Consider the following 13,151-nt stretch of genomic DNA (forward strand, 5'->3'; position numbering starts at 1 on the left):
ATGAATAAGATGATGACTTTGTTGGCAAGCGTGATGCTATTGGCATCTGCCTGCACGGGCAAGCAGGCGAGTGAAAAGACTGCTTCCGGACTGGAACCTGCGAACTTCCGTACGGAAGTGGATGGCAAGCAGACAGACTTGTTTGTTTTGGAGAATAAGAATGGTATGGAAGTTTGTATTACGAATTTCGGTGGACGTATTGTATCAGTGATGGTGCCGGACAAGGATGGCGTTATGCGTGATGTGGTGCTGGGCTTCGATTCCATTCAGGACTACATCAAGTTCCCTTCGGATTTCGGCGCTACCATCGGACGTTATGCCAACCGCATCAACCAGGGTAAGATTACAGTGGATGGGGTAGAGTATCAGCTGCCGCGCAACAATTACGGTCATTGCCTGCATGGAGGTCCCAAGGGATACCAATATCAAGTGTTCGATGCCCGCCAGTTGAGCAATCAGGTTTTGGAACTGACTTATCTGTCGAAAGACGGAGAGGAGGGCTTTCCGGGTAACCTGACCTGCAAGGTCACTTTCTCGCTGACAGATGACGATGCCATCGACATTCGTTACAGTGCCGAGACAGACCGTACCACTGTTGTCAATATGACGAACCATTCTTACTTTAACCTGGACGGTGACCCCTCCAAGTCCAATTCGGATTATCTGCTCACTATCGATGCAGATGCTTATACCCCCGTGGACAGTACCTTCATGACTACCGGTGAGATTGTTTCCGTAGAAGGTACGGATATGGATTTCCGCACTCCTACTGCTGTTGGCGCCCGTATTGACAATGACTTTGAGCAGTTGAAGAACGGCAAGGGCTATGACCACAACTGGGTACTCAATACGAAGGGTGACGTCACCGCCCGTGTGCCACCCTCGAATCTCCCTCAACGGGTATTGTGCTTGATGTCTATACCAACGAACCAGGCATTCAGATTTATGCCGGTAACTTCCTGGATGGCACACTGACCGGAAAGAAAGGTGTCGTGTACGGTCATCGTGCTTCTGTCTGTCTGGAGACTCAAAAGTATCCCGATACGCCCAACAAGCCGGAATGGCCTTCTGCATTGCTGAAGCCGGGAGAGAAGTATGACAGTCATTGCATCTATCGCTTCTCGGTGAAAAAATAAATAAGAAGGTGTGTCATCTGTGTGCTTTCCCGCATTTTGACACACCTCTTATTGTATATCCTCTTTAGTATTTACCGACATTGCAATTCCAATATTAATTCATCTACAATATATAGGTCGCCCATTAAATATAGGTAATCTTTAGGATCGTGAAGGCGCTCACAGGTTTTTGATGAATAGAATATGTCAAAGGCGCGTTCAGGAGCTATGTTCAGTTGCTTCGCTGTTTGAGTAATGATGCGGCCTATCTTGTTCCATAATAATAAATCGCTGAGCATAAGCAAATCCGTTTTAAAGTTTAACAGTTCCTATAAATGTCAGGCATTCATCTGCCAATTGCTGGTTGATGATACATAGTTGATTATTGGGGGTAAGATGAATCAGACGATTTATTGCTTGTTCTTCGGTGATATATCCACCTGTGAAAAGTTCTACTGTATCTATTACACGGTCGTCAGCCACACCACCTTCTGCACATCATATGCTTTCCAGTCATCTTTGCCTCCTCGGTTATTGATAATGAAATGTAACCACTCATTGTTGTATCGCTCGAATTTCTTATGACGGTACTTGGCAGAAATTATCTCTAGATTTAACTCATATTTGTTGATGACAGGCTCTTTACCACGATACGAAGACATTCGCTCTGCCCATGTCTTAGCTTGTTCCAGTATATTGGTGACGTAGAAGCCTTTTCCGAAATCGAGTTTGTCTCGGCCAATACCTACTAACGGGTGTTCTATTATTTCTGTTCCGGCATGATAGACAATCATTCTGCAGCAACCTCCTTTCTTGGTTTACGCTTTTCCCAATTGTGTAGGCAACCGATAATGTTTTCAGTCACGTGCTCACGGCTTTCACTATGAATGGCTTCATAGTGTTTCAAAATATAGCCGTTAATCAGGTTTACACGCTTCATCCGGTTGTACATGTCTTTGGAGGACATGCCCAATGCGCGTGCCGCACTCTCCACGCAGGAAGCGGCAAATATCATTTGGTCTTCAATCTTACGTTCTGTCATCTTTGCACATCTTTGTACAAAGTTATCAAATCTAATGGATTCACCCAACTATCTTGTGTTAAAGGTGCGAATATCAAGAAGATTACCTCATCGCCAGCGCCTTATTCTCCGCCTCCTCCATAATCTCCCGTTCTCCCGGCCCTTTGTCATTGATGCCGCAAAGGTGGAGGATGCCGTGGATGATGACCCGGTAAAGCTCACGTTCGTAGTCGTTTCCCGCGAACTGTTCCGCATTGGTGCGTACGGTATCGAGGCTGATGAAGAGGTCGCCGCTGAGGCGGTTGCCTTCACAGTAGTCGAAAGTGATGATATCTGTGTAATAATCGTGTTGCAGATATTGGCGGTTCACTTCAAGTATCTTCTCGTCCGAGCAGAAGATATAGGCTATTTCACCGACTCTTTTTCCGTAAGTGGCGGCTACGGATTTTATCCATTCCGTTGTTTCACGCTTCTTGATGGAGGGCATTTCAACGCCGTCTGTCTGATAACTAATCATTTTATTTACGATTTTACGATTTACGATTGAAATTACATTCCCGTGATTAAGACTGTTTCTTTAGAAGAAGAACATATAACTGATAATAATCGCTGCAATGATGCCGGAGAAATCGGCAATCAGCCCACACGTCACGGCATTCCTCGTTTTGGTGATACCTACGCTGCCGAAATACACAGCAAGGATATAGAACGTAGTATCCGAAGCACCACGTGCCACGCAGCTCATACGGCTGACGAATGAATCGGGACCATATTGCTTCATGGTGTCAATCATCAGTCCGTTGGCACCGCTACCGCTCAGTGACTTCATCAAGGCAGTGGGCAGGGCACCTACAAAACTGGTATCTACGCCGAACAGTCCTACCACATAACCAATGCCGTTTACCAGTACATCCATGGCGCCGGAAGTGCGGAAAACGGCGATTCCAACGAGAAAAGCAACCAGATAAGGGATAATGCGTACGGCAGTGGTAAAGCCTTCTTTGGCTCCTTCTATAAAGGCATCGTATACATTGATTTTCTTCCACAGCCCCCAGAGGATGAACAGCAGGATGATGGAGAACAGCAGTATGTTGGCAATCAGTGTGGAATATACGCCCATTTCATCGCGGCTTATTTGCGTGAACAGATAAATGAGCGCGGCAAAGAAAAGGCTGATGCAGCCGATCAGAATCAGTATGGGCTTGTTCAGCAGGTTGATGCGCTGTGCTATGCTCACAGCAATCACTCCTACGACCGTTGAGACGGCAGTCGTTATCAGTGTGGGGATAAAGATGTCCGTGGGTTGTGCAGCGCCCATCTGCGAACGGTACATCATGATGCTGACAGGGATAAGTATCAGTCCCGAAGTGTTGAGTACAAGGAACATTACCATCGGATTGGTGGCAGTATCCTTTTTCGGGTTCAGTTCCTGGAGTTCCTTCATGGCTTTCAGTCCCATCGGGGTAGCGGCATTGTCCAGCCCCAGCATGTTGGCAGAGAGATTCATGAAAATGGAGCCCATGGCAGGATGTCCTTTGGGTATTTCGGGGAAAAGGCGGCAGAATACCGGACTCAACCAACGGGAGAGGGCGTTAATCATACCGCTGTTTTCGCCTATCTTCATCACACCGAGCCAGAGGGCAAGTATTCCCGTCAGTCCCAGGGATATTTCAAAAGCTGTTTTGGAAGAGGAGAAGGTGGAGTTGACGAGTTCTGTGAATATCTCCACATCACCCATAAAGATGAGTTTGCAGAGAGCCACGATGAATGCGATGACGAAGAAAGCTACCCAGATGTAATTTAAAACCATGTATCGTTACTTTGTTTCTAGTGGATTAATATTTGTTTTTGTTGGCAAGATTCCAGGCGTTGAGGAAAGCTGCTTTGGTTATTTCTATCATTTTCTCCCAGTTCAGCCGGTCGGTGTGGTCCGAAGGCTGGTGATAATCGGGATGTCCGTCTGTGTGGTACCAGATGATGGGGATGTTGCACAGGGCAAAAGAAGCATTGTCACTTCCTCCCGTGGGACGGTCCCAGGCGCGGTAGTCCGGTTGCAGGCGCAAGCTGTAGCGTGCAATGTCCTGCTTCAGCCAGTCGCCGAATACGGGGTGGGCGGCGGTGTAGAAGTAGACAACGTGTTGAGGCTGCTCGGGCTTATTGTTACGGCCTATCATGTCGAAATTGAGATAACCTTTCACCTGGCTGATGAAAGGACAGCTTTGTACAAAGTATTTTGAGCCGAGCAATCCCTTTTCTTCTCCATCCCAAAAGGCAAAGATGACCGTGCGCAGAGGCTTCTGTCCGGTGGCAAGAAATGCACGGGCTATCTGCAGGACGGCAGAGACACCGGAGGCATTGTCGTCCGCACCGTTGTATATCCGGTCGTTTGCCAGCGTCTCGTCCACACCCAGATGGTCGAAGTGGGCACCTACGATGACATATTCATCCGGTCGTTCTCCCGGGATGGTTCCCAATACATTACTCATCTGCAGGATGCGGTGGACGCCTTGTTTAAGGATGGCGATGGAGTCGGGATGCACTTGCCACCGTCCCCGTTGTTGGCGTTCCTTGTTGTAAGCCTCGAAGGGTTGGTAATAACTGTCCTTTTCCAGCGGGGCAATGCCGGCTTCTTTCAGGCAGGATGCCAGATAGCGGGCAGCCAGTCGTGAACCGTGCATGCCTGCTTCGCGTCCTTGCAGCTCATCGTCGGCCAGAAAGCCGACAATAGCCTCGGCCGAAGTGTGGCTGATGCTTTGCAACCCCTTTTCTTGTGGAGATTGTGCATGTAAGGATAGTGCGAAAGAAAGGCAGCAGATTGCTCCCAAAACAGTTTTATACATGTCGTACGGTTTTAAGGATTGGACATACCGGTTGCAAAATTAAAGATAACTTTCCATAGTTTCTATATAAATGTTGTATTTTTGTCCATTGGCGGATGAATTCAAATCCGTGTAAATCAAATGAGAGAAGGATGAAAAAGAAGGCAGAAGAAGTGGCGTGCGTCTCGGCACAAATTCAGCAGGAGTTGGAGGCGTATATCGACCCGGTGAAAAGGGAGTATCTGCCCCGTTTCTTCAAGACCGGAAAGGGGCAGTATGGCGAGGGGGATAAGTTTCTGGGAGTAGTTGTGCCGAACACCCGGCAGGTGGCCAGGCAGCACAAGCACGAACCTTTCGGGGTAATGGCAGCCTTGCTTCAGAGTGAATGGCACGAGTGTCGCCTTTGTGCCTTGCTGATGCTGGTGGAGCGATTCAAAAAGAGCGATGAAAAGGGGAAAAAGGAGATTTATGACTTCTACCTTTCGCAAACGGGCCGTATCAATAATTGGGATTTGGTCGATTTGTCTGCCCCCGGCATTGTGGGCGAATATTTGAAAGACAAACCTCGCGAAGACCTCTACCGGCTGGCAGATAGTCCGCTGCTTTGGGACCAGCGCATTGCCGTGGTATCTACCTATACACTTATCAAAAATGGTGATTTCATCGACATATTAGCCCTTTCGGAACGGCTGCTCCATCATAAGCATGACTTGATGCAAAAGGCGGTAGGATGGATGCTCCGGGAGATGGGTAAGCGGGACAAGGACTTGCTGGTACAATTCTTGGAGAAGTATTGCAGGACGATGCCGCGAACGATGTTGCGCTATGCCATAGAGAAGTTTCCGGAGGAGGAGCGCAAGGAGTTTATGAAGCGCTGATGGGGAATGAAAATCGTTAAACTGTATTTTGCTCTTCTTGCCAACAAGTTGACAAGTTTTTGCCACCTTATTGGCAAGACTTTGCCACCGCGTTGGCAAACTTTTGCCATAGGCATGGCAAACTTTTGCCAAAGGTGAGGCAAGGGGTTGGCAAAATTAGTCTCTGATGGTCAGTGCGTTACCAAAGGTAGCCTTCTACGTAGCTATCAAACTCTGGGGTCGTGCCGGCATCCAGATGTCTGAAGACGTTCAGTACGGATTCCTGCTCCTCGGGGAGCAGCAGGCGTTCGCCTTTGCGGGCGCGGTAGTAGGTGCGCTGGCCGAAGCCGGCTATCAGGTTGGCGATGGCGATTCCCCGCTTGTTGTAGGGCAGGCTGTTCAGCATGTTCATGAAGCCTTTGGCGTAGCGCGCCTTCTGACTGGAGCGGTAGAAGGGGCATTCCCCCTTGACGGTGGCAAGGCGTTTGGGGCTGATGATTTTCCAGTAATCCTTTTCGGCAGGCATGCTCTGCATGGTGAGCTGGCGGAGGCAGGTGGCGGCTTTGGGGCATTGGTTGTCGAGGCACAAGGGGTAGTCGAAGGGGACTTGGGTAAAGGGGATTTCTTCTTTCATAAGTAGCGTGTTCTATGCATTGTGCTTTCAGCAGGGGGAGAGATTCGGCTTGCTGTCAGTAAATGGCTGGTTATTCTGCACAAATGTAGGAAGAAAGTGTGAGCCTGCAAATGTTTGGGCAGAGGAATTTGGGGTAAAAGTGGCAGGAGGGGGAGAGAAGGTACGGATTACGTGAGTTCGACGAATTTAAAGTTACTCTGTGAATTCGTCGAACTCATGTTAAAATATAGCATAATGAAAGTACTCGCATACTTTTGACAGCTTCTTCAATTTAGTTGTTTGTTTTTGTATAGACTACATTGGCGGCTTTCAAGGCTTCTGCATTACTTACATTAGGGGTAACTTCTTTGGCGAGTATACCGTTCATATTGACGTCGATGGTGCAATTGCTCATGTGGACGAATTCGCACCGATTTTTCACATCATTTGGACTACCATTCTCACTGCTGGCACCCAAAGCGCCGACAGTCCAACCACCCTTGGCATGGGACGTAATGTTGCCGCCGGTGATTGTGATTCCTTGACAATTAGCGTGATTGCCACAACCAATACCTGCTGCCTTCTCACCTTCGGCATAAATGGTTCCGCTGCGGATAATGATTTGACCGCATGACCTTTCATTAATTCCGCCGATGCCGGCAGCTTTGAGCGCTCCGATTGCATCCAATTTACCGTTACCTTCAATAGTAAGTGTGGTATTCTCTTTCACATAGATACCGGCTTTTCCATCCCCGTAGCCTTCTACGCGGTTTTCTCCCTCTAAAAGAAGAGTGGAGCTACCCGATTCGATGGTAATGGCAGATTCTTCTGTAGAGGGCTTGATATTGACACCTTGCAGGGTTACTTTGGCATTGCCTTTAATGATAATGTGTCCCGTGGTTTGCGTTGTGCCGTTTCCTTTGATAATATACGTACCGTCTCCCTCGATGGTGAGGACTTCATTGCTTGCCGTGTAGGCTTTATACTGTATGCTTTTCACTGTGTACACTATAGTCCGTCCCTCCTTACCGGCGAGGAAGAGCATCAGATTGGTACTTCCTATCCCGGGTGCTTCCAGTTCCACCTGGCTATTGCTTACGGCAGCCACTTTCCAGTCGCCATTATCAGTCACGGCAGATACGCTGGCATTCGCGGCATCGTTGCCTCCTATGCTATATCCGATGGTTATCTTTGAGTTGTACGACTCTATGCCGTTCGTCAGAATACCCGGGTCGGTAAAGGTAAGCTTTAAATCCTGGTAAAGGGGAATCTTGAAAGAGCCTTTGCTTTCTGCCAAGGTAAACTCTACATATCCCTTTTCGCTGTTGACGGTTACACCGTCTTTGGCAAAAACCGCATCGCCTTGCGGACCCTGCGGACCGGTGGCTCCTTGTCCGCCGGCAGCTCCCGTGGAGCCGGTGTCGCCTTTGTCTCCCTTATCTCCTTTCACGTTTCCCAATGTGGTCCATGTGCCACCTTTATCGAAGCTGTATTGCAGGTTGCCATCGTCCGTCAGCCGGAAGTCGGGTGTCTTTCCGCTTTCGCCGGTAGCGCCTTGTGCTCCGGTGGCGTTTATGTGGGTGTCTGTACCGTTAATCCACCAGGTGCCCCCCTTGATTTCTACGGTAGGGGTGAGGCCGCTGTCTCCTTTATCGCCGGTGGCTCCGGTTTCTCCCTTCTCGCCATCCTTGCCGTTGACGATGGTCACGGTTTGTGCCGCTCCTTGGTCGTCTAGCAAATGGACGGTGTAGCCGCCCGGGGTTCCGGCAATCTCTTCCACGGAGGTGATGTATTGCTTGCCGCTCACCAGTGCTTGCAGGGTTCGCACGTTGGTATTCAGGGCGTTTACTTTCTCTTCCCAGGCGTTGGCCCATTGGGCGGTGGGCAGTACTATCTCGGTGCCGTCGGTCAGTACGAATGTCACGTAGTAGCCTTCGCTGTCCGTCTTCACCTCTTTGAAGAAGGCATCGCCCTTTTCACCCTTTTCGCCCTGCTCCCCGGTAGCGCCGGTTTCTCCCTTGTCGCCCGTTTCTCCTTTATCTCCCGTTTCTCCTTTGTTGCCGGAGACTTTCGTCCAGGTTCTTCCACCGTCCACGCTCAGGTATACGGCATCGGGTGTTATTGTTCCGCCATTGGTCACCACGGCTCCTTCGGGCAGTTGGCTGCCGGTCAGTATTTGCGGAGTGGGGGCGGCAGCTCCCGGTTTTCCGTCTTGCCCGGGCTTTCCGTCTTGGCCGTTTTCTCCGTCCTTTCCGTCTTCCCCGTCTTGTCCGTTTTGTCCGTTGGCGCGGATGGGATTGCCTTCGGCATCGGTCATCAGTTCACCGTTCAGCGTCCAATACCAGTTGCCGTCTTCCTGCTGCACCAGACAGATTTGCGGAGTGTCGCCCGGGTCGCCCTTGGCTCCGTTGTAGAGGGTGATGGAGGGAGAGTTCTTGAACTCGATGGTGTAGCCCACGGTCTGTCCGTCGAGCACCACTGGTGTCACTTTGGTGATGTAGTCGTTCTGGTTCACCAGCTGTTGCAGAGAGGCGAGGTTGTTGTTCACCACTTGTTGCCAGTTTTCGAGCGCTTCGATGCGCGTTTCTTGTTCATTGATTTTCTCCCACAAATCGGTGTGGTCACAATCGTCTCCGCAGGATGCCAGTGTAAAGGCGCAGGTTGCAAGGGCTAAAAGCTTTGTTCTCATAGCATTAAAATGTGTGTATGGTCTTTCCCAGCTCCTCAAAGACCCTTGTTTTTATATACACAGAAGCGTGAACTGCAGATGCCACGTTCTGAATTGGAGGTCCTGAGAAAACCTATACACACGAATGTAGAATAGCAGCCCACGCTATAGCGTGAGAACCACTATGCCATCCTTGTGTGTAATTATGAAATTTCTCAGGTTTCCAATTCACAAGATAAGCATAACGCTTCTTTCTTTTTAAATATGTCTTTGGATAGGACACCTCCTTTCCAATGGCAAAGCTAATATATTTCAAGCATATATCTTTCTATTTCTATCGTTTTTTTCTGTAATTTGCCTCCGGGCAGGATAATGTCCCGTTGTATGGAGTGTGCCTAGGCATGCCATACACCCTTTACTTGTGTGAAAAAAGAAAGGGGATGAGTGCTATCTCAAAATAAATTAGTTATTTTGCAGAAAACAAAGGAATCTGGAATGGAACAAGAAGATTTTGATATACGCAACCAGCAACCCATCAGCAGCAAGGAACGCGATTTTGAGAACGCTCTCCGTCCGTTGAATTTTGAGGATTTCAGCGGGCAGGACAAAGTGGTTGATAACTTGCGCATTTTCGTGAAAGCGGCCCGCCTTCGAGGTGAGGCGCTGGACCATGTGTTGCTTCACGGTCCTCCGGGACTGGGAAAGACGACACTTTCCAATATCATTGCCAACGAACTGGGAGTAGGTTTCAAGATAACTTCCGGTCCGGTGCTCGACAAGCCGGGGGATTTGGCGGGAGTGCTTACCAGCCTGGAGCCCAATGATGTACTTTTCATCGACGAAATACACCGGTTGAGCCCCGTAGTGGAAGAATATCTGTACTCAGCCATGGAGGACTACCGCATCGACATCATGATAGACAAAGGCCCTTCCGCCCGAAGCATACAGATTGATTTGAATCCTTTCACGCTGGTGGGAGCTACCACGCGTAGCGGTCTGTTGACAGCTCCGCTGCGTGCCCGTTTCGGTATCAACCTGCATCTGGAATATTACGATGATGATGTGTTGAGCGGCATTATCCGTCGTTCGTCCGGCATCCTCGATGTGCCTTGCTCCGTAAGGGCTGCCGCCGAGATTGCGAGCCGCAGCCGTGGCACACCGCGTATTGCCAATGCATTGCTGCGGCGTGTACGCGATTTTGCCCAAGTGAAAGGTTCGGGAAGCATCGATACGGAAATCGCACAGTTTGCTCTCGAAGCCCTGAATATCGACAAATATGGTCTGGATGAGATAGACAACAAGATACTTTGCACCATCATCGACAAGTTCAAAGGAGGCCCGGTGGGACTGACCACCATTGCCACCGCTTTGGGCGAAGATGCCGGCACGATAGAGGAAGTCTATGAACCGTTCTTGATAAAAGAAGGTTTCCTGAAACGTACCCCCCGTGGGCGTGAAGTGACGGAGCTTGCCTACAAGCATTTGGGGCGGAGTCTCTATAGTAGCCAGCGTACCTTGTTTGGCGACGAGTGATTCATTAATCATTAATCACTAACCATTAATCATTAAAAAGAAGTGGCCGGATTAAAATCATTGGCAAAAGAAACTGCCATTTATGGGCTGAGCAGTATTGTGGGGCGTTTCCTCAATTACCTGCTGGTGCCCGTATATACCATGGCGATGTCCGCACAGAGTGGCGGCTATGGCGTAGTGACGAATGTATATGCGTGGGTGGCCTCATGCTGGTATTATTGACGTGCGGCATGGAAACCGGTTTCTTCCGCTTTGCCAATAAAGGGGAGGATGACCCGATGCGGGTGTACTCCACGACATTGCTCAGCGTGAGTATGGGGGCGCTTACCTTCCTTGCGTTGGGGTTGCTGTTTCTCGACCCTATTGCCGGATGGATGGAGTACAGTGAGCATCCCTGGTACGTGGGCATGATGATGATTGTGGTGGCGATGGATGCCATTCAAAGCATTCCTTTCGCTTATTTGCGCTACAAGAAGCGTCCCATTAAGTTTGCGGCACTCAAACTGCTGTTTATCTTCCTGAATATAGCACTGAATCTGGTCTATTATGTAGGGATGAAAGGGGATGACGTGGGCTATGCCTTCCTTTTCAATCTGATATGCACCTCTACCATTATGCTTTGCATGATTCCGGAGCTACGCGGGTTTGCTTATGTGCTGGATAAAAAACTGCTGAAGCGGATGCTTGCTTACAGTCTGCCGTTACTGGTACTTGGCTTGGCGGGTATCTTGAATCAGGTGGCCGATAAGATTATTTTTCCTTTTGTCTATCCGGATGAGGCGGAAGCTACCGTGCAGTTGGGTATTTATGGGGCTGCCAGCAAAATTGCTATGGTGATGGCGATGCTTACACAAGCTTTCCGCTATGCATACGAGCCTTTTGTCTTCGGAAAGAGCCGGGACAAAGACAATAAGCAGGTATATGCGCAGGCCATGAAGTTTTTCATCATCTTTACACTGCTGGCATTCCTGGCTGTCATGTTCTATCTGGATATTTTGCGCTATATCATCGGCCCTGATTACTGGCCGGGATTGCGGGTAGTGCCTATCGTGATGGCTGCCGAAATCTTTATGGGTATCTATTTCAATCTTTCCTTCTGGTACAAGCTGATTGACGAAACGCGTTGGGGAGCTTATTTCTCCTTGATAGGTTGCACGGTGCTGGTAGTGATGAACATACTTCTGATTCCCCGATACAGTTATATGGCTTGTGCCTGGGCAGGATTCTGTGGCTATGGCATCGCCATGCTTCTGTCCTATTTCGTAGGGCAGAAGAAGTATCCCATTCAGTATGACCTGAAGGCAATCGGCGCATACGTACTGTTGGCGGTGGTGCTCTATGTGGCGGCAGAATATGTGCCCATAGATAATATCTACCTCCGTATGACGTACCGTACCGTCTTGTTGCTGGTCTTCATCGGCTACATTGTGAAGCGCGATTTGCCGTTGAGGCAGATTCCGTTCATCGGCAGGCTGGTGAAGAGGGGTTAGAGAAGGTAAAGTTAGATTGATAAACATTCTCTTTTATCTTTGGGTATTTCGCAATTCTGTCAAGAAAAGCATTATTTTTGCACTATTATTAACAATGAAATGGCACAATGGACAGAAAAACCAATTGCATAAAGATTGTTTTGTAATCAAGGACTGTGCAGAAGAGTAAACAATAAATTCAGAATCAAGGATGATTAAATCAGAAGAAATACAAAATCTTCTCGCAAGATTTGAATCCATTGCATGCGAATACGAAGGCGTGGAGTGCTGGAGTGCTCGCGAATTATATCCCATTTTAGGCTATGCCAAATGGCAAACGTTTGAGAATGTTTTGGGCAAAGCACAAGAGGCCTGCCGAAATGCCGGTGTAGAGACGAATGACCATTTTACCGACGTCAGTAAAATGGTCGCATTAGGTAGTGGTTCCGAGCGTCCCGTTGAAGATGTTATGCTTACTCGCTATGCTTGTTATCTTGTAGCTCAGAATGGCGATTCTCGTAAATCAGAAGTGGCTTTTGCTCAGAACTATTTTGCCGTACAGACACGTGTGGCAGAGGTAATAGAACAACGTCTTCTTGATTATGACCGTGTACAGGCACGTCACAAGTTGGCTGAAACTGAGAAGCGGCTATCGGGCGTTCTTTATGAGCGTGGAGTGGATGATAAAGGTTTCGGTATTATTCGTAGTAAGGGTGACCAAGCTCTTTTCCGCATGAACACTTCTGCGCTCAAGCGTAAGCTCGGAGCACCGGAGAAATGCGCTTTGGCTGATTTTTTGCCAACCCTCGGCATCAAGGCAAAGGATTTTGCTGCCGAGATGACTAGCGTTAATGTCCAGCAGAAAGACTTGAATGGAGTAACAAGTATCGAACGTGAGCATGTGGACAACAATCTTGCTGTACGTAAGATGCTTCTGGATCGAGGTATCATACCAGAGGATATGCCAGCCGAAGAAGATATTAAGAAGGTAGAACGTAGATTGGCATCCGAAGAAAAGAGGATTCTGCCAAAGAAAAAATAGTGTTTTACGAGGCG

At 48.8% G+C, this 13,151-nt stretch carries 11 protein-coding genes and 2 pseudogenes; 5 read left to right on the plus strand and 8 right to left on the minus strand.

What is annotated here, in order from left to right; genetic code table 11:
• Positions 1–1,136: pseudogene (locus JCM16496_RS00880) on the plus strand (aldose epimerase family protein).
• A gap of 291 nt (positions 1,137–1,427) precedes the next feature.
• Here the strand turns inward: JCM16496_RS00880 and JCM16496_RS24820 are convergent.
• The 6 genes from JCM16496_RS24820 to JCM16496_RS00910 all read right to left on the minus strand — a co-directional run bounded on the left by JCM16496_RS24820 (position 1,428) and on the right by JCM16496_RS00910 (position 4,976).
• Positions 1,428–1,598 (minus strand): hypothetical protein, encoded by a 171-nt coding sequence (locus JCM16496_RS24820; protein WP_369346646.1) that lies wholly within the window; start codon positions 1,596–1,598, stop codon positions 1,428–1,430.
• Positions 1,580–1,909: a DUF3990 domain-containing protein gene (locus JCM16496_RS00890; RefSeq protein ID WP_244440173.1), complete on the minus strand. Its 330-nt coding sequence runs from the start codon at positions 1,907–1,909 to the stop codon at positions 1,580–1,582. Before JCM16496_RS00890 ends, JCM16496_RS24820 begins: the two co-directional genes overlap by 19 nt.
• On the minus strand, positions 1,906–2,157 hold the full coding sequence (locus tag JCM16496_RS00895) for a DUF3791 domain-containing protein (RefSeq protein ID WP_025831666.1): 252 nt from the start codon (positions 2,155–2,157) through the stop codon (positions 1,906–1,908). Before JCM16496_RS00895 ends, JCM16496_RS00890 begins: the two co-directional genes overlap by 4 nt.
• An 82-nt stretch (positions 2,158–2,239) precedes the next feature.
• Positions 2,240–2,653, minus strand: coding sequence for an rRNA maturation RNase YbeY (gene ybeY / locus JCM16496_RS00900; RefSeq protein WP_025831668.1), 414 nt, complete (start codon positions 2,651–2,653; stop codon positions 2,240–2,242).
• Between the two features lie 60 nt (positions 2,654–2,713).
• Positions 2,714–3,946: a nucleoside recognition domain-containing protein gene (locus tag JCM16496_RS00905; protein ID WP_025831670.1), complete on the minus strand. Its 1,233-nt coding sequence runs from the start codon at positions 3,944–3,946 to the stop codon at positions 2,714–2,716.
• Positions 3,947–3,971: 25 nt separating this feature from the next.
• Positions 3,972–4,976: a M28 family metallopeptidase gene (locus tag JCM16496_RS00910; protein WP_025831672.1), complete on the minus strand. Its 1,005-nt coding sequence runs from the start codon at positions 4,974–4,976 to the stop codon at positions 3,972–3,974.
• A gap of 131 nt (positions 4,977–5,107) precedes the next feature.
• Between JCM16496_RS00910 and JCM16496_RS00915 the strand changes: the two genes are divergently transcribed.
• On the plus strand, positions 5,108–5,833 hold the full coding sequence (locus JCM16496_RS00915) for a DNA alkylation repair protein (RefSeq protein WP_025831674.1): 726 nt from the start codon (positions 5,108–5,110) through the stop codon (positions 5,831–5,833).
• Between the two features lie 178 nt (positions 5,834–6,011).
• Here JCM16496_RS00915 and JCM16496_RS00920 read toward each other — a convergent pair whose 3' ends face one another.
• Both JCM16496_RS00920 and JCM16496_RS21220 read right to left on the minus strand, forming a co-directional pair.
• Positions 6,012–6,446, minus strand: a complete 435-nt coding sequence (locus JCM16496_RS00920) for a DUF6078 family protein (RefSeq protein WP_025831676.1) — start codon at positions 6,444–6,446, stop codon at positions 6,012–6,014.
• Positions 6,447–6,717: 271 nt separating this feature from the next.
• On the minus strand, positions 6,718–9,114 hold the full coding sequence (locus tag JCM16496_RS21220; RefSeq protein ID WP_128809376.1) for a PL29 family lyase N-terminal domain-containing protein: 2,397 nt from the start codon (positions 9,112–9,114) through the stop codon (positions 6,718–6,720).
• A 474-nt stretch (positions 9,115–9,588) separates the two neighbouring features.
• Between JCM16496_RS21220 and ruvB the strand changes: the two genes are divergently transcribed.
• The 3 genes and pseudogenes from ruvB to dinD all read left to right on the plus strand — a co-directional run bounded on the left by ruvB (position 9,589) and on the right by dinD (position 13,137).
• Positions 9,589–10,626: a Holliday junction branch migration DNA helicase RuvB gene (gene ruvB, locus JCM16496_RS00935; protein ID WP_025831678.1), complete on the plus strand. Its 1,038-nt coding sequence runs from the start codon at positions 9,589–9,591 to the stop codon at positions 10,624–10,626.
• 42 nt (positions 10,627–10,668) lie between these two features.
• Positions 10,669–12,116, plus strand: a pseudogene (locus JCM16496_RS00940) (lipopolysaccharide biosynthesis protein).
• Positions 12,117–12,309: 193 nt separating this feature from the next.
• Positions 12,310–13,137, plus strand: coding sequence for a DNA damage-inducible protein D (gene dinD, locus JCM16496_RS00945; protein ID WP_025831680.1), 828 nt, complete (start codon positions 12,310–12,312; stop codon positions 13,135–13,137).
• Positions 13,138–13,151 lie beyond the last annotated feature (14 nt).

The sequence above is a fragment of the Bacteroides rodentium JCM 16496 genome (assembly GCF_000614125.1).
GTDB lineage: Bacteria > Bacteroidota > Bacteroidia > Bacteroidales > Bacteroidaceae > Bacteroides > Bacteroides rodentium.